Below are 17727 nucleotides of genomic sequence, written 5' to 3' on the forward strand. Positions count from 1 at the left end.
TTTATTTTTTATACAATTCTAAAAGTTGGTTGGTAAAGCTTTGTAAACCTTCCTGTAGTTCTGCATTTTTTCGGGCTTTTCGCTCGTTCTCTTCTATTTCTCTTTGTTTTCTTTCTGCTTCCAGTTTTTGCTCGGCAAGTTTGTTGACATTTTGTTGTACATCGTAGCTTGTTTTACTTGCAGTATATTTGTTTTTGTCGTAATAATAAGCGTTGAACTTATAAAAATCTTCAGTTGAAGCTTCATTTTTTACAAATAATAATGAATGATCAAACTCCAAATTCTTCATTGCTTTTTCATCTTTAAAAGAGATATAAAATTTTGCTCCCCAATATTTATCAAAATTTTGCTTGTCATATACAATTGCTCTTACCACATTATCATTAGCATCACGTCCAAAAATATTTAATGTTCCCCCAGTTGATTTTTTATTCCAAAAATGGTCTTTTAAATATTGACTTCTTATGGTTTCGTCAGGAAAATTATTATAGATATCGTTTAGCAAATATGATGTGATAGCCTGTTGTTTCCAATGATTTTCGTCGTATTCTTTATTAGGAACCGGTAAAGCGTATATTTCTAAATACTCCTCCGTAGCTTTTATCATTGAATTCGAACCTTCATTATAAAAGTATCTGTTTTGTGTTAGTTCTTCTTTATATCTTTCCTTATACCCCAAATCCTGCAGCTTACTAAGCATTGTATGTAATGCTATTTTGCTGGGATTGTATACATAGGTTGTTTCTTTACGTAATTGTTCATCAACTGTTATCTTAAATCCGTTTTTGTAATAGGAGTCCTGAGTATAATCCATAAAACGACCTCCCTCAGAATAGACATCCTTTTTTTTAACACAAATCGGAGTACTGTTTAATATGGTAAGAACAGGAGCTATATCAAGACTTGGTTCATAGGTAGATTCCGGAACGAAAGCTTCTATGTAACTGGGCTCGACAATAACAAACCTCTCTTTATTTTTATAAATACTTTGAGATCCTTTTGTTTCTACAAGTTTCCAGGATTCCACTCCTATTTCTTTTTTTAATGCTTCTCCGTCTTCCGGATTCTCATAATTTATATAAATATCGTAAATGGTTTTATCTGGATTTGCACTTAAGAAAATTTGAATAGGGCTGTCTCCTTTGCTTATGGTAAAGTATTTATTATAGCTATATACTTCTTCCGTCTTTTGTTTATCTGCGGTGTATACATATTTTTTATCATCTTTCACTCCTGAAAAAGTATAGCCTTTGCTAGACATTTTTTCGTCGAGTTCCATCAAAGCGTTATCTATATTTTTACCCAAAAGGTTATATAGCAAAGATTTTTCCGCTGTTGCCTGAACTTCTTTTTTTATTGTTTTTGCTGCGGGTTTCACGGTTTTTTTCTGTGCAGAAATGCATCCGAAAACCAGCAAAAAAAGTATTAAAATCTTGGTTTTCATCATTAGTGTTTTTAATAATTAGTACTGATATCTTGCGATAAGTTGCTTTTGGTAAAGTCGGGTGTTTCTAGTGCATTCATCAATAATGCATCATAGAGCAATAAGAATGAAATTTTCATAGATAAAAGTTTTCTACAAAATTATTCTTATTACTTATTCAAAAAAATAGAGAGAACTAACTATTTTTGATCTAAACCCAGCCTTCTTTCAGGGTTTTACGAACTAATTCTAAAGGTGTTTTCACTTCTGCCTTTTCCATAATGTTTCTTCTGTGTGCATTGATGGTATAGCAGCTGATTAATAATTCGTCGGCAATTTGCTGGCTCGTTTTCCCTTCTACAATTCCTTTCAGGACTTCTCTTTCTCTTTTAGTAAACAAATCGAAAGATTTCGTGAAAATTTTATCCTGAATATTATAGTAAGAAGGTTCGCCATCAAGACCAATAAGAGAAAAACAAGGAAGTCCTTCCGGTTTTATATGAGTGATATCAGTATCCAGAGAAAGAGTACGGTAATAATTGTTTTCATCATAATCTACTTGTACCGCCTGATGAAGAATACGCATATAATTTCCATCTTTTTTCTTCAATCGCAAATCGTATTGTACTTTGTAAAACGGAACTTTATCATAAGGTAATGATTTGAAAAACTCCACTACTTTATATTCAAAGTTTAAGAAATAGGCCTTATCATCAGGATGCATAATGTTCATCATGAATTCCACAGAGAAATCCTGTGATTCATAGCCTAAAATAGCGTTAATATTTTCACTTACCATCTCCAACTCCGCGGTATACATACTGAACACATAATAATAACAGTCTCCGGCATGAAAAATATTCAGCAATCGTTTATATAAATCTATCTGGTTTTGCAGCTTATCAATATCCGGATTGGTCTCTTTTTTAGTGACGGTTTTCCAAAATTTTTTAGCCGTTATGAAAAAATGATCATTTGTTTTCATCGCTTAGATTGTATTTACCATTTGACCGATAGAAATAAATTAAATTCACGATTATCTAACTTATTTTAAACTATCTCTAAAATACGTAAATAAAATATAAGTTTTATAAAAAATTTTAGTCTTTTTATTGCTTTTGTGCATGAGTAAACCGGTTCCTGACCCTTCTTAGAAATGGTATTTAAAAATGTTCCTAAATGCAAAATCCCGGAAAACGATTCCGGGATTTCTATAGAGTTGGCAAAAAATTTTATTTAAAAATATAGCTTACACTTAAGCTAAGTACTTGTTCAGACTTGCTTTTAGCCGAATTCGAATCCAGTTTTGATTCATCTAAATCCGGATATGTATCAGATAATCCAAAATCATATTTAAAAGCTACCTCCAGTTGTCTTTTGTAGCTATATCCCATCCCGATTCCGATTCCGAAATTAAGAGAATTAGCCTTTCCTTGTGCATCTTCTTTATAGATCGCTCTGCTTTCATTTTTTACAGTTTGATCGATCAAGAAGTTAAATCTCGGACCAGCCATTCCAAAAAATTCAGATTCCGCTTCAGAAAAATATCCTTTAAAATATACAGGTACACTCAGATAATTATTTGCATATACTGCATCATATCCTGCAGTTCCTTTAGCATCTTTATCTTTTCCTGTTTCTCCGGCACCGTAATATAATACTTCCGGCTGAAGATAGAATTGATTTGCTTTTCCAATCGGAATAAGAGCCAAGAAACCTCCGTGAGCGGTAAATCTAGGCCCGGAAGGGTTATGCGCATTTTTTACACGGGAATAGTTAGGTCCCGCAGTAACTCCAAATCTTGTACTTCTAAAGTCTATTTGAGCAAACGACAAAGTAGAAAGAGCCAATGCTGAGGTTAATAAAAGTTTTTTCATGTTGTTTTGTTTATTTTTTGAATGTTTAAAGATAAGTATTTATTCTAATTTTTTTTTATTTCTCACAAAAAAAGCCTCGTAAAACGAGGCTTGTATTTATTTTTAAGAAAAATTATCCTAATACTTTTGCTACAGTAGCACCGATATCAGCAGGAGAATCTACCACGTTGATTCCGTTTTCTCTCATGATTTCCATTTTAGCCTGAGCTGTATCTTCTGCACCACCTACAATAGCACCTGCGTGCCCCATTGTTCTTCCTTTAGGAGCAGTTTGTCCAGCGATGAAACCTACAACTGGTTTTGTAGAACCACTAGCTTTGTACCATCTTGCAGCTTCAGCTTCCAATCCACCACCAATTTCACCGATCATTACAACCGCTTCAGTTTCAGGATCGTTGATGAATAACTCCAAAGCTTCTCTTGTAGTTGTTCCGATAATTGGGTCACCACCAATACCGATTGCAGTAGAGATACCGTAACCAGCTCTTACCACCTGATCAGCAGCTTCGTAAGTAAGAGTTCCTGATTTAGAAACGATACCTACTTTACCTTTTTTGAAAACAAAACCTGGCATAATACCAATTTTAGCTTCTTCAGAAGTGATGATTCCAGGACAGTTTGGCCCGATCAATCTGCAGTCTCTGTCAGCAATGTAAGATTTTACTTTTACCATATCTGCTACAGGAATACCTTCAGTAATACATACGATAACTTTGATACCTGCTTCAGCAGCTTCCATAATCGCATCTGCAGCAAATGCAGGTGGTACGAAAATGATACTTACATTAGCTCCAGCTTTTGCAACAGCATCAGCAACAGTATTGAATACAGGCTTTCCTAAATGCTCGCTACTTCCTTTTCCCGGAGTAACACCACCTACTACGTTTGTTCCGTATTCGATCATCTGGCTTGCGTGGAAAGTACCTTCGTTCCCTGTAAATCCTTGTACAATTACTTTAGAATCTTTGTTTACTAAAATTGACATTTTATTGTTGTTTTAATTTATTTTTATTTTTTATTAATGCTCACAAATTTACTTATTTTTCTTTGATTTCAGATAAAACTTTCGATTTGTTTATTTGAGATTTCTCAGTTTTACTTCTTTCTTCAGATAAGTTTTAAAATCTTCTGCGAACATCCCGATATAAGTTCCTTTTTCAAGGTCTCTGTTCACTCCCGTTTTTCCTAAAAGTACAGATCCTGCTTCGATTTTGTTTCCGGAGGCAATACCAACCTGTCCCCATAATGTTACTTCATCACCGATTACACAGCAACCGGCAATTCCTACTTGTGAAGCGATCAGACATTTTTTACCGATAATCGTATCATGACCAATCTGAATCTGATTGTCTAAGACAGAGCCTTCACCGATGATCGTAGAATCCGTCACTCCTCTGTCGATGGTACATCCGTTTCCGATTTCAACATTATTTTCGATAATGACATTTCCCACTGAGATTAAGCGATCAAAGTTTCCATTCAGTTTTCTGTAATAAAAAGCATCACCCCCTAAAACCGTATTCGACTGAATCACCACATTATCACCGATCACCGTTCTGTCACCAATAACAACATTCGGGAAAATAAGGGTATTCTTTCCGATCGTTACATTGTTTCCGATCACTGCAGAGTGGTGAATATGACTTCCTTCACCGATTTCAACATCGTGAAGTTCTTCTCTGAAATTATATATTCTCGTAAAATGAGTATTGATCTTATTAAAATCCCTGAACGGGTCATCAGAAACCAACAGTGCTTTTCCTTCCGGGCAGTCTACTTCCTTATCAATTAAAATAATGGTAGCTGCAGAATTTAAAGCTTTATCATAATATTTAGGATGGTTTACAAAAACTATTTCACCGGCTTTCACCATGTGAATCTCATTAGTTCCCAACACTTCAAAGTCTTCAGAACCGACAAATTTAGATCCGATAAGATCTGCAATAGTTTTTAATTTTTGTGGAGAATGAAATCTCATAACAATTGATTTTCTTATAAAACAAAATTCGGAATGCTGATGCAAACCGAATTTATGTAAATTTTATTTAAAATTATTCTTTCACTCTTTCTAAGTAAGAACCGTCTTCAGTGCTCACTTTGATTTTGTCTCCCGGTTCAATGAACAAAGGAACCATTACTCTTGCCCCGGTTTCAACGATAGCGTTTTTAAGAGCATTGGTAGCTGTGTTTCCTTTTACTCCAGGATCTGCTTCGATTACATCTAGGTAAACAGATTGAGGAAGTTCAGCAGAAAGTGGAGTTTCGTCAACTTCTTTCAAGATAATTGTCACTTCTTCACCTGCTTTCATCAAGTTTGAGTTTTCAATCATTTCTTTGTTTAGATATAATTGAGAGAAGTCATCATTGTTCATGAAATGGAATCCGTTCTCATCATCATAAAGATACTGGAATTTTCTTGTGATCACTTTTACTTCTTCAATCTTGTGACCCGCAGAGAAAGTGTTATCAATTACTTTTCCGTTGGTTACAGATTTTAATTTTGTTCTTACGAAAGCAGGTCCTTTTCCTGGTTTTACGTGAAGGAACTCGATTACTTTATAAATATCATTACTATACTCAATGCACAGACCTTTTCTGATATCGTTACTTGTTGCCATTAATTGTATTATCTTTTGTTTTTTATATTTTAATTGTCTTTCCCTGTTCCATATCCTTTTACGATACCTCTAGGTGAATTTTGGATGAACTGAAGAATTTCATCTCTTTCAGCAGTGGGAAGCATTTCTTTTTCAATATGAGTGATTGCCTGAGAAACATTCATTTTCATTTGGAAGATCGCTCTGTAAATTTTTTGGATTTCGAAGATTTTTTCATTAGTGAATCCTCTTCTTCTTAAACCTACTGAGTTAATCCCTGCATAAGACATAGGCTCTCTTGCTACTTTTACGTAAGGCGGAATATCTTTTCTTACCAAAGTACCCCCAGAAATCATCACATGTTTTCCAATTTTACCAAACTGGTGAACAGCAGATAAACCTCCCATCACCGTATAGTCACCAATTTCAACGTGACCTGCAATACCACAACCGTTTACAATGATAACGTGATCTCCGATAACACAGTCATGAGCAATGTGAGAAGTCGCCATAATAAGGCAGTTTTTCCCAATTTTAGTATGTCCGAGAGCTTTTGTACCTCTGTTTACTGTTACACACTCTCTGATTGTTGTATCGTCACCGATAATGACCTGAGTATCTTCTCCATCAAATTTTAAATCCTGAGGAATGGCAGAAATTACCGTCCCGGGAAAAATCCTACAATTTTTACCGATTCTTGCTCCGTCCATAATGGTAACATTAGGACCGATCCATGTTCCTTCTCCGATTTCCACATCCCCTGCAATAGTAGTAAAAGGTTCTACAATTACATTTTTGCTGATTTTTGCACGTTTATCTACGGCTGCTAATTGATGAATCATTTAATCAACTTTATTTTTTGCAACTTGGGCCATTAATTCTGCTTCTACAGCTACTGTATCTCCTACGTAACCGTATCCTTGCATATGAACAATTCCTCTTCTGATAGGCTCAATCAATTCAATTTTGAAAATAAGCGTATCTCCAGGAATTACTTTTCTCTTGAATTTTACTTTATCAATTTTAATAAAATACGTAGAGTAATTTTCAGGATCCGGAACACTTGCCAATACAAGAATTCCTCCTGTTTGTGCCAAAGCTTCTACCTGAAGAACTCCCGGCATTACAGGTTCTTTAGGGAAATGTCCAACGAAGAAAGGTTCGTTCATTGTAACATTTTTAAGCCCCACCACATGAGAATCTGAAAGCTCAAGAATTTTATCAATCAATAAGAATGGAGGTCTATGAGGCATCAACTTCATAATTCCGTTGATATCGAAAACCGGTTCTTTGGTTAAATCAAAATCAGGAACGTTTTTCTTTTTTTGCAATTTCCACTGACGGTTCAGTTTTTTTGCAAATTGAGTATTTACGAAATGTCCTGGTTTATTGGCAATTACTTTACCTTTTATTTTAACACCCGCCAAAGCCAAATCACCAATTACATCAAGTAATTTATGTCTTGCAGCTTCGTTTGGATAGTTCAGATTTAAGTTATCAAGAATTCCGTTGGGTCTGATAGACACATTGTCTTTCCCAAAAGCTTTCTTCAGTTTTTCTGTTGTATCAGGAGTAAGATCTTTATCTACATAAACAATCGCGTTAGAAATATCTCCACCTTTGATCAAACCGTGATCTAAAAGCATTTCTAGCTCATGTAAGAAACTGAACGTTCTTGCAGATGAGATTTCTTCTTTAAATTCTGAAATATTTTTAAGCGTAGCATTTTGAGTTCCTAAAACTTTAGTCCCAAAATCTACCATCGTTGTAATTTCGTAGGTATCTGAAGGAATGATTGTAATTTCAGAACCTGTAGCAGGATCGCTGTATGTAAGAACTTCTTTTACGACAAGATATTCTCTTGCTGCATTCTGATCTACCACACCCACGCTTTCGATAGCTTCCACAAAGAATTTTGAAGATCCATCCAAGATTGGTGGCTCAGAAGCATCCATCTCTAAAATAGCGTTATCTACATCGCAACCTACTAAAGCAGCTAAAAGGTGCTCACAAGTATTGATTTTTACCCCTAATTTTTCTAATGTTGTTCCTCTTTCCGTTGCTACTACATAGTTAACATCAGCTTCGACCTGAGGATGTCCCTCCAAATCTGTTCTTACAAATATAAAACCTGTGTTTTCTTTTGCAGGTTTGATGGTTAGTTTTACTTCTTTACCCGTGTGAAGTCCGATTCCGGAAAGTGTTACTTCTTCCTGAAGCGTTTTTTGCATATCACTCATTAGTATGATCTTTTGAGTTATTCTCAAGATTGTTTATTCTGTTGACAAGTTCAGGTAAATTCCTGAAATGTACATAACTTCTTAAATAGTCATTATAACTGATTGCCGGTGAACCGTACAATGTTTCTTTATCATTAACGCTAGAATTCACGCCACTCTGAGCCTGAATTTTCACCTGATTTCCTATTTTAATATGACCAACAACGCCCACCTGACCACCAATTTGGTTCCAGTCGCCAATGGTAGTAGATCCTGCAATTCCGGCTTGTGCTGCAATTACATTATTCTGACCGATTTTTACGTTGTGAGCAATTTGAATTAAGTTGTCGATTTTTGTTCCTTTTCCGATAATGGTAGAACCAATGGTAGCTCTGTCGATACTACAGTTTGAACCAATTTCTACATCATCTTCAATGATAACGTTTCCTAATTGAGGAATTTTTTTGAAGCCTTCCGGAGTGGGCTGAAAACCAAAACCATCTCCTCCGATTACCGTATTGGAATGAATGACACAATTATCACCAATACTACAATAATCATAAATTCTTGCTCCACTGTCAATTTTACAGTTTTTACCGATCTTTACTCCTTTTCCGATGTACACCTGCGGATAAATCTGAGATCCCTCTCCAATTTTTGCCTTTTCTGATACATAAGTAAAAGCACCAATGTACACTTTATCTCCGATTACTGCAGTGTCATGGATTGAAGAACCATCTTCAATACCCTCTTTTCTACCCTGCATTTCCTGATATAGATTCATTAAAATCTGAAATGAAAGGTATGCATCCTTAACTACAATAATGGTAGGATTATATATATCTTTTGATAAAAGTTTTTCCGAAACAATAATAACGGAGCAATTGGTACTATCCAGATAATGGGAAAATCGATCTTGTGCTATAAAAGAAAGATGCCCTGATTCCCCATTTTCAATTGGTGAAACCCCAGTAATAAGTGTACTCTCATCACCTATTATTTTTCCGTCAATAAAACTTGCAATTTGCGAAGCTGTAAATTCCATATTCTGCAAAGATAATAAATTCTGTAATTCGCAAACATTTTTTTAATTTTCGGATCGTGAATTTTAAGATACTTTAAGAAATTACGCGGGAGACATCTCTTGGGAACATCAGAATATAACGTGTTGTTTTATTTACGATTAATCCTGATAAAAGTTGATCTTCCGACTCTTCCAATCTTATTTTTTTTCCGTTTTTCTGTAATAAAAAAATCGGTTGTTTTTTACTGTTGTATGGTAAAAGCTTTCTTTTGATTTCATGCACCAATTCATTCCCATTATCGATTCCGAAAAATTCATTGGTCTTTTTTACTTTTTCCTCAATAAATCCGGCATCAAATGCATGGGAAGAAATAATCGTCTTGGGCAGGTTTCTCTGAATCACACATTTACACCAGTATGATAGAATAAAATCATCTGCTGACTGCCAGTTTTTCATGGCCTGAATAACGTCATTATCATCAAGCTGGGTAAATCTTTCAACATCTTCATCTGTGGCAGAATTTTTCCCTCTGTGTAAAAAATATTTCAGATTTTCAGTGGCAGGAAGATCAACACCCTGCGAAACAAGATATTTTGCTCTTTCTAAAATTTTAACCAAAAGAAACTCTGCTAATGCCGATGTTTTGTGATAGTACACCTGCCAATACATGAACATTCTTGCGGTCAGGAAATTTTCAATGGAATAAATTCCTTTGGCATCGATCACCAATTCTCCTTCTTCACAAACATTCATCATCGAAATAATTCGCTGTGTATTTATATTCCCCTCCGAAACTCCTGTGAAAAAACTATCTCTGTTTAAGTAATCTAACCGGTCAACATCCAATTGTGAAGAAATAAGCTGATTAAAGAATTTTCTATGGTATTTCCCCTGAAACATTTCAATGGCAACTGATAATTTACCTTCAAACTCCTCATTCAGTTTGTTCATCAAAAGCAACGAAAGATTTTCATGATGCCAATCATCCATCAACATACTTTCCAAGGCATGAGAAAACGGACCATGACCTATATCATGCATCAAAATCGCCAACATTGCCCCTTTTTCTTCATCCTCAGAAATCTTCACGCCTTTCTGCTTCAACGTTTCCAATGCCGTAAACATCAGATGCATGGCACCAATAGCATGATGAAATCTTGTATGGGTAGCGCCGGGGAAAATCAAATTTAATAATCCTGTCTGCCCTATTCTTCTCAGTCGCTGGAAGTATGGATGCTCAATAACATCAAATAATATTTCGTGTGGAATTTTGATAAAACCGTGAACAGGATCGTTGATAATTTTTAGCTTATTCTGCATGAGAAAATAGGTGTATACTGCAAAAATAAGTTTTTTAACCGTTCCTATATGAATTACATCCAATAAAATCTTACGCAAAACAGGTTAAAAATTTCCTTAGACCTAAAGTTTTCAGAATACTTTTTTAAGCTGTTTTTTATATCTATCTTTAAACTCTTATTCTCGTTATAAATAGAATGTATTTCCATTTAACGAAACTTTAACTATCAAAAGCCAATTTTTATCATTTATACAAGAAATTTGGTCGAAATTTTGATACTATAACCATGAAAAATAAATATTATGTCGGAAAAGATATTATGGATAGATGATGAAATAGATTTACTAAAACCTCATATCGTATTCTTAGAGAAAAAAGGGTATCAGGTAACCCCTGTTAATAATGTAAATGAAGCATTGGAATTAATGGATTCCGAAAAATTTGCGTTAACTCTTATCGATGAAAATATGCCCGGAATCTCCGGACTCGAAGCCATTCCTATGATTAAAGAAAAAGATAATTCTTTAAAAATTGTAATGGTTACCAAAAGTGAAGAAGAACATATTATGGAAGAAGCCATAGGTTCTCAGATCGCGGATTATATATTAAAGCCTGTAAATCCTAATCAGATCTTACTTTCACTTAAAAAGAATCTTCAGGAAGACAATCTTGTTGAACAGAAAACCATTTTACAATATCAGCAGGAGTTCAGAAATCTTTCTATGGAGCTTTCCTACCTGAGAACGTACCAGGATTGGGCAGAATATTATAAAAAAATCGTGAATTGGGAACTTAAATTTGATAAAGTTGCCGATAATGAATTTGCAGATCTTCTTCAGTCTCAAAAAGAGGAAGCGAACATTCAGTTTGCCAAATTTATAGAAAACAATTATGAAGATTGGTTACATGACTCGGAAAAACCAATGATGAGCCATACCTTATTTAAAGATAAAGTAAAACCTGAAGTTGAAAAAGAAAAAGTTCTTTTACTGATGGTGGATAATCTTAGATATGACCAGTGGAAAGTCATTGAACCATTATTTACGAAACATTACAATAAGGTTTCTGAGGATTATTATTACAGTATTCTTCCTACGGCAACTCAATATGCGAGAAACTCATTTTTTGCAGGTTTAATGCCTTCGGAAATAGAAAAACGTTTTCCTGAAAAATGGTTTAATGATAATGAGGAAGGAAACAAAAATGAATTTGAACGTGATTTTCTGGAAGATCAAATGAAAAGAATCGGGCTCGGTTCAAAATCAATGAAGTATTTAAAAGTTTTGAATGCTGATTTTGAAAGAAAAATCTATGATGATTTTAATCAGCACAAAAACAATGATCTGTTGGTTATTGTCTATAATTTTATCGATATTCTTTCTCATGCAAAAACCGACAATCATATTGTAGATCAACTTATCAGAGATGACAAAACCTTCCGTTCGCTTACTTTGAACTGGTTTGAAAATTCATCTTTGTTAAAAATAATAAAAGTGGCTGCCGAAAGCGGCTTCAAACTGGTGATCACTACAGATCACGGAACGGTATATGTAAAGAAACCAAGCCGCGTTGTAGGTGACAGAGAAACTTCTACAAATATCCGTTATAAAACAGGGAAAAGTTTAACTTATGACAATAGTGATGTTTGGGCAGTTTCAAACCCTGAAAAACTATTTTTACCAAAAGGTAACTTAAGCTCAAAATATATCTTTGCCAAAAACAATATTTTCCTGGCTTATCCTAAGAACTACAATCATTTTGTAAATTATTATAAAGAGACCTATCAACACGGAGGAATATCTTTGGAAGAATGTATTATTCCGATTAGTGTTTTAGAGCCTAAATAGTCTTTATATATTAAATGCACCTTTAAAATATAAGAAATGAAGAAATCAATTTTATTTTTGCCTGCATTAGCAGCTTTATCACTTGTTTCCTGTAAAAAAGAAAGCAATAATGATTCTAAAGTAACATCAGACTCTGCAACGGCGGTCATTCATTCTGATTCTACACAAACGAACACATCAGATATATCTCCTGCACCAGCGGATTCTACAGCTGTAAAAAATAATTCTATCGTAAAAGCAAAGTCAACCAATGCTGAAGGAAAATTCATTGACATGACTTTTGACAACAGTAAAAATACAGCTACGATTATTTATGAAGGCGAAACTATTGAATTGAAGGGTCAGCCAACCGGTTCAGGAATTCATTATAAGAATGATCATTGGGATCTGAGAGGCAAAGGATTGGAAAATCAGCTTTTGAAAGACGGAAAAGTCGTTTTCAAAGGAGTTAAATAAATTAAATGCCGGCTTTTTAGTCGGCATTTGTTTTTTATGCAGTCTTTTGATATATTTCAACAATGAAATTAATTACTTACAACGTAAACGGGATACGAGCAGCTTTTACCAAAGATTTTTTAGGCTGGCTGAAAACTGCTGATCCGGATATTATCTGTATTCAGGAGAGTAAAGCAGGTAACGACCAGATAGACATTGAAAGCCTTGAAAAACTGGGATATCATAGTTATTGGCATTCTGCAGTAAGAAAAGGCTACAGCGGAGTCGGAATTGCTTCTAAAATAAAGCCTAATCATGTAGAGTATGGTTGTGGAATTGAAAGCTATGACAACGAAGGAAGAATTATAAGAGCTGATTTTGATGGCTACTCTGCGATCTCAGTATATGTTCCTTCTGCATCCAATATTGAGAGACTGGATTTCAAAATGCAGTTTTGCCACGATTTTTTAAATTACATTAAAAATTTAAAAAAGACGATTCCTAATCTTATTATCTCCGGCGACTTTAATATTTGTCATGAAGCTATAGATATTCACGATCCTATCCGCTTAAAAAACGTTTCCGGCTTTCTTCCTATGGAAAGGGAATGGATGACCGATTTTATCAACGAATGCGAGCTTATAGACAGTTTCAGGTTTTTTAATCAGGATCCGGACAATTATACATGGTGGAGCTACAGACAAAATTCGAGAGCAAAGAACAAAGGATGGAGACTTGACTATAATTTTACAAGCTATGGTTTAAAGGATAAGCTTACAAGAGCGGTTATTTTGAAAGAAGCAGTACATTCCGACCACTGTCCGGCTTTAGTAGAGCTTGATATTTAATCTAATTGTAAGAAAGCTTAATAAAGGGAATCTTTTTATGTAAAAGACTTCTTTAGCCATATAAAAACAAAAAAAGCCAACTGTATCCAGTTGGCTTTAGCATTTAAAATCATAAATTAATCGACAATTTCATATTCAACCGGAATAGTACCATGATTGATATTTCCGATCTCATCGAACGCAGCTTTAGACATGTCTAAAGATCTTGATGAATGGTAAGGTCCTCTATCATTTACTCTTACAACTACTGACTTACCGTTGTCCAAATTGGTAACTTTAATATTTGTTCCAAATGGAAGCGTTCTGTTTGCCGCAGTGAACTTTGAATTATCAAATACTTCACCGCTTGCTGTTTTTCTACCATTAAATTTATCGTGGTAGTACGATGCATAACTTGTTCTTTTCGCATCTGTGGTATTACTCGTAAAAGAAGAAATACCAAAGGTTGAAATCATCATTATGATTACGAGAATGAATCTTTTCATCATTTTGAATATTTTTTGGGGTTTATGACGGAGCAAAAGTAACAGGATTATGTATAAAGACCTATTCAATATGTTAAAAACCGTTAACGAAAGATTAATAAAATGTTAATTAAACCCATAACTCCCTATTAACAGGCTCTTTACAGTATAGTGTTAAAAAATGTTAAAAAAAACACTAAAAAGTTAATTTAATTAACTAACTACAGCATAATTCATGGTTTTAAAATTTAAAAACATCCTAGTAATCAACATTTTAAAACATTTAAACACTTTCTTTATTTAATAAAAAAACCAATGAGATATTCATTGGTTTTATATTCTGATTATATATTCTATACGAGTTCTCCGTATAAATCAAACTCTTCGGCAGATGTAATTTTCACCTCGGCAAATTCTCCGATAGAGATATAAGTATCTTCAGCAGACACCAAAACCGTATTATCTACATCCGGAGAATCATATTCTGTTCTTCCGACAAAATAGTTTCCTTCTTTTCTATCAAAGACACATTTGAAAGTCTTTCCGATTTTCTCCTGGTTCTTTTCCCAAGAAATCTGCGATTGAAGCTCCATAATCTCTTCTACTCTCGCTTCTTTCACTTCCTGCGGAATATCGTCTTCTAAAACATAGGCGGTCGTATTTTCTTCATGAGAATAGGTAAAGCATCCTAATCTGTCAAACTTTTGCTCTCTTACCCAGTCTTTCAGCTCCTGGAATCTTTCTTCAGTTTCTCCAGGATACCCTACAATAAGAGTAGTTCTGATTGCCATATCCGGAACTTTCTCTCTGAATTTAGCCAATAAGGCATCTGTTTTTTCATGAGTCGTTCCTCTCTTCATCGATTTAAGAAGATCAGAATTGATATGCTGCAAAGGAATATCTATATAGTTACAAACTTTAGGTTCTTCTCTGATAATATCAAGCACATCTTCCGGGAAGCCGCTTGGAAATGCGTAATGCAATCTGATCCACTCTATCCCTTCTACTTTTACCAATTCTTTTAAAAGGTCTCCCAATGCTCTTCTTTTATAGATATCCAATCCATAATAGGTAAGATCCTGAGCAATAAGTATTAATTCTTTGGTTCCTTTTTTGGCAAGTTTAGCCGCTTCATTCACTAATTTTTCAATCGGAGTGGAAACATGCCCTCCTCTCATCAACGGAATTGCACAAAACGAACATGGTCTGTCACAACCTTCAGATATTTTAAGATAAGCATAGTGTTTTGGTGTAGTCGTTAATCTTTCTCCTACTAATTCATGTTTATAATCTGCTCCTAAATGTTTCAACAAAATCGGAAGATCTCTGGTTCCGAAATATTGATCCACATCCGGAATTTCTTTAATCAAATCCGGTTTATATCTTTCTGAAAGACATCCTGTAACAAAAACCTTCTCCACTTCACCTCTACTTTTAGCCTCTACATAGTCCAGAATGGTGTTAATAGATTCTTCTTTGGCATTATCGATAAATCCACAGGTATTAATTACCACAATATCTCCTTTGTCTTCATGCACCACTTCTTTACCATTGGCTTTCAGCTGGCTCATTAAAACTTCAGAATCGTACACATTCTTGGAACATCCCAATGTGACTACATTAATTTTCTTTTTACCTACAGATTTTGTTCGCATCTTTCTATTTTTCAGGGTGCAAAGATACAAAATATTAAAAAGGATGACTTAAAAAAATAAAACCACCTTAAAAAAGTGGTTTTCAGTATTGTTTTTTAAAAATTCTTCTCTTTAAAATAAGGAGCATTTTGATCTTTTTCAGAAAGTACTGCATCCTTTTCGTCTACTTGCCAATCGATATTTAATTCAGGGTCATTAAACTTTACAGCGCCTTCAGATTCTTTATTATAGAAATTATCACATTTATAAGAGAAAACTGCTGTTTCACTCAATACAGAGAATCCGTGTCCAAAACCTCTTGGTACGTATAATTGTAATTTATTTTCGGCTGTAAGCTCTATTCCAAACCATTTTCCAAAAGTAGGAGAATCTTCTCTCAAATCTACTGCAACATCCCAAACTTTTCCTTCCAAGCATGAAACCAGTTTAGCTTGTGCATGCTCCCCTTTTTGTAAATGTAAACCTCTTAAAACACCATAGGAAGATTTTGAGATATTGTCCTGAACAAAATGCCCGTTCATCCCTGTTATTTCTTCAAATTTTTTTTCATTATACTTTTCAAAGAAATATCCTCTGTCGTCTTCAAAAATGGTAGGTTCTATAATATAGCAATCTTTTAATGGGGTTTCTCTGATTTTCATTGTGTATGATAATTATGTAAAGTAGTTTCGATAGGATAGTTGTTAATACAAGTATTAAAATTGATATGGAACCTTTTATTTTTTAATTGCTATTAAAAGTAAATACCACTTTTATAGTTCTAAGTAAAATTTTAAAATCTAAATATGGAGTATAGCTTTTGATATAATACAAATCATATTCAAGTTTTTTTAGATTATCTTTTGGAGTCGCTTTTGGAAGATTTACCTGAGCCCAACCTGTTATACCTGGTTTTACAAGGTGTCTTAAATCAAAATAGGAATTTTCTGCAACCGATTCTTTAACATATTTTGGACGTTCCGGTCTTGGTCCTATTATACTCATATCTCCGTTTAGAACATTGAATAATTGTGGTAACTCATCTATTTTTGTTTTCCTCAAAAATTTCCCCACAGGAAAAAGTCTATCATCTTTATCTTTTGTATAGCCACCGTCATGTTTTTTAGTCATCGTTCTAAGCTTATATATTTTAAATCTCTTAGAGTTTTTTCCAACTCTTTCCTGACTAAAAAAAACATTCCCAGGTGAACTCATAAAAACAAATAAACATCCCAGTAAAATAATAAACATGGCAATTGGAAGCAAAAGTATTGAAACAATTACATCAACAGCTCTTTTGAAAATAAAATCAAAATAATCTAAGCCTATTGAAAAAACATCATCCACTAAATATTCATCTGAGTTAAGTTTTACTAATGGAATCCTACCATTTATTTTTTCATAAAATTCATGGATTTCATAAACCTTTACTCCGTTCAACTTTGCCTCAATAATTTCGTTAGTGAGCTTCTCAGGCAAATGATTCAAATCTGAAGTTTCGATAATTATAGTTTTTACATTTAATTTATTAATATACTCTGAAATATTTTTTTTATCAACTTTCGAATCAAAAAATACAGATTTATATGCATTTTTAAAGTCCGCTTCCTTAAAAATCTTTTCAGAGATACTACTTACATTTATAAAAAGGTATCTTTCATTGTTTGAAAGGCTAAAGTAATTTTTCATTTCTCATAATACCATAATTCTTCAATCCTCTGCAACATAAAGCTAATCTGCACAAATATATGAAATTACTCTAATTATGCACTTAAAAAATATGATCCGAAATTAACAATAAAAAATTGTTAATACGACTCTTTATGGTTAAATAGACCACCTATTTACCACCCTTTTTTTTTTTACACCTGAAATTCAATCAATTGTAATTGAGAAAAAAATTAACATTGTTATACTTTAAAGTAATTTCTCCCAAAAACATATACAAATTAATAAATATTTTTCTAAAAGAGATTACTGAATCTGGCATTCTTCGTATAAATTCATATACAATTCATACATGGTATTGATCGTAAATTTTTTATCATATATGAATCT

Annotated in this window: 17 protein-coding genes; 3 read left to right on the top strand and 14 right to left on the bottom strand. The window is 33.8% G+C overall.

What is annotated here, in order from left to right; all coding sequences use genetic code 11:
* Nucleotide 1: 1 nt before the first annotated feature.
* The 10 genes from LV842_RS12150 to LV842_RS12195 all read right to left on the bottom strand — a co-directional run bounded on the left by LV842_RS12150 (nt 2) and on the right by LV842_RS12195 (nt 10461).
* The gene (locus LV842_RS12150) at nt 2-1444 is read right to left on the bottom strand and encodes a hypothetical protein (RefSeq protein WP_233111727.1); all 1443 of its coding nucleotides are present in this window, start codon (nt 1442-1444) and stop codon (nt 2-4) included.
* A 190-nt stretch (nt 1445-1634) separates the two neighbouring features.
* Complete coding sequence (locus LV842_RS12155; protein WP_233111728.1) at nt 1635-2408, bottom strand: LuxR C-terminal-related transcriptional regulator; 774 nt, start codon at nt 2406-2408, stop codon at nt 1635-1637.
* 247 nt (nt 2409-2655) lie between these two features.
* Nucleotides 2656-3300, bottom strand: a complete 645-nt coding sequence (locus LV842_RS12160; RefSeq protein ID WP_233111729.1) for a porin family protein — start codon at nt 3298-3300, stop codon at nt 2656-2658.
* Between the two features lie 112 nt (nt 3301-3412).
* Entirely contained in the window at nt 3413-4285 is an 873-nt protein-coding gene (gene sucD / locus LV842_RS12165) for a succinate--CoA ligase subunit alpha (RefSeq protein WP_233111730.1), read from the bottom strand.
* A gap of 90 nt (nt 4286-4375) precedes the next feature.
* Entirely contained in the window at nt 4376-5278 is a 903-nt protein-coding gene (locus LV842_RS12170; RefSeq protein ID WP_233111731.1) for a UDP-3-O-(3-hydroxymyristoyl)glucosamine N-acyltransferase, read from the bottom strand.
* A gap of 73 nt (nt 5279-5351) precedes the next feature.
* On the bottom strand, nt 5352-5918 hold the full coding sequence (efp, locus tag LV842_RS12175) for an elongation factor P (RefSeq protein ID WP_087709289.1): 567 nt from the start codon (nt 5916-5918) through the stop codon (nt 5352-5354).
* A 29-nt stretch (nt 5919-5947) separates the two neighbouring features.
* Entirely contained in the window at nt 5948-6739 is a 792-nt protein-coding gene (gene lpxA, locus LV842_RS12180) for an acyl-ACP--UDP-N-acetylglucosamine O-acyltransferase (protein ID WP_233111732.1), read from the bottom strand.
* A complete protein-coding gene (locus LV842_RS12185) occupies nt 6740-8137 on the bottom strand; it encodes a bifunctional UDP-3-O-[3-hydroxymyristoyl] N-acetylglucosamine deacetylase/3-hydroxyacyl-ACP dehydratase (RefSeq protein WP_233111733.1) in 1398 nt (465 codons plus the stop codon).
* Nucleotides 8130-9161 (bottom strand): UDP-3-O-(3-hydroxymyristoyl)glucosamine N-acyltransferase, encoded by a 1032-nt coding sequence (lpxD, locus tag LV842_RS12190; RefSeq protein ID WP_233111734.1) that lies wholly within the window; start codon nt 9159-9161, stop codon nt 8130-8132. Before lpxD ends, LV842_RS12185 begins: the two co-directional genes overlap by 8 nt.
* Nucleotides 9162-9234: 73 nt before the next feature.
* Nucleotides 9235-10461 (bottom strand): HD domain-containing protein, encoded by a 1227-nt coding sequence (locus tag LV842_RS12195; RefSeq protein WP_233111768.1) that lies wholly within the window; start codon nt 10459-10461, stop codon nt 9235-9237.
* A gap of 282 nt (nt 10462-10743) precedes the next feature.
* Between LV842_RS12195 and porX the strand changes: the two genes are divergently transcribed.
* The 3 genes from porX (at nt 10744) to LV842_RS12210 (ending at nt 13571) form a co-directional block, all read left to right on the top strand.
* Entirely contained in the window at nt 10744-12288 is a 1545-nt protein-coding gene (gene porX / locus LV842_RS12200) for a T9SS response regulator signal transducer PorX (RefSeq protein WP_233111735.1), read from the top strand.
* 36 nt (nt 12289-12324) lie between these two features.
* Nucleotides 12325-12744, top strand: coding sequence for an MliC family protein (locus LV842_RS12205; protein ID WP_233111736.1), 420 nt, complete (start codon nt 12325-12327; stop codon nt 12742-12744).
* 62 nt (nt 12745-12806) lie between these two features.
* On the top strand, nt 12807-13571 hold the full coding sequence (locus LV842_RS12210; protein WP_233111737.1) for an exodeoxyribonuclease III: 765 nt from the start codon (nt 12807-12809) through the stop codon (nt 13569-13571).
* 116 nt (nt 13572-13687) lie between these two features.
* Here the strand turns inward: LV842_RS12210 and LV842_RS12215 are convergent, their stop codons facing one another.
* The 4 genes from LV842_RS12215 to LV842_RS12230 all read right to left on the bottom strand — a co-directional run bounded on the left by LV842_RS12215 (nt 13688) and on the right by LV842_RS12230 (nt 17358).
* Nucleotides 13688-14059, bottom strand: a complete 372-nt coding sequence (locus tag LV842_RS12215; protein ID WP_233111738.1) for a septal ring lytic transglycosylase RlpA family protein — start codon at nt 14057-14059, stop codon at nt 13688-13690.
* Between the two features lie 329 nt (nt 14060-14388).
* Nucleotides 14389-15690, bottom strand: a complete 1302-nt coding sequence (rimO, locus tag LV842_RS12220) for a 30S ribosomal protein S12 methylthiotransferase RimO (protein WP_233111739.1) — start codon at nt 15688-15690, stop codon at nt 14389-14391.
* A 95-nt stretch (nt 15691-15785) separates the two neighbouring features.
* A complete protein-coding gene (rfbC, locus tag LV842_RS12225) occupies nt 15786-16331 on the bottom strand; it encodes a dTDP-4-dehydrorhamnose 3,5-epimerase (protein WP_233111740.1) in 546 nt (181 codons plus the stop codon).
* 82 nt (nt 16332-16413) lie between these two features.
* Nucleotides 16414-17358, bottom strand: a complete 945-nt coding sequence (locus LV842_RS12230; protein ID WP_233111741.1) for a sugar transferase — start codon at nt 17356-17358, stop codon at nt 16414-16416.
* Nucleotides 17359-17727 lie beyond the last annotated feature (369 nt).

The organism is Chryseobacterium gwangjuense, from assembly GCF_021311115.1.
GTDB lineage: Bacteria > Bacteroidota > Bacteroidia > Flavobacteriales > Weeksellaceae > Chryseobacterium > Chryseobacterium gwangjuense.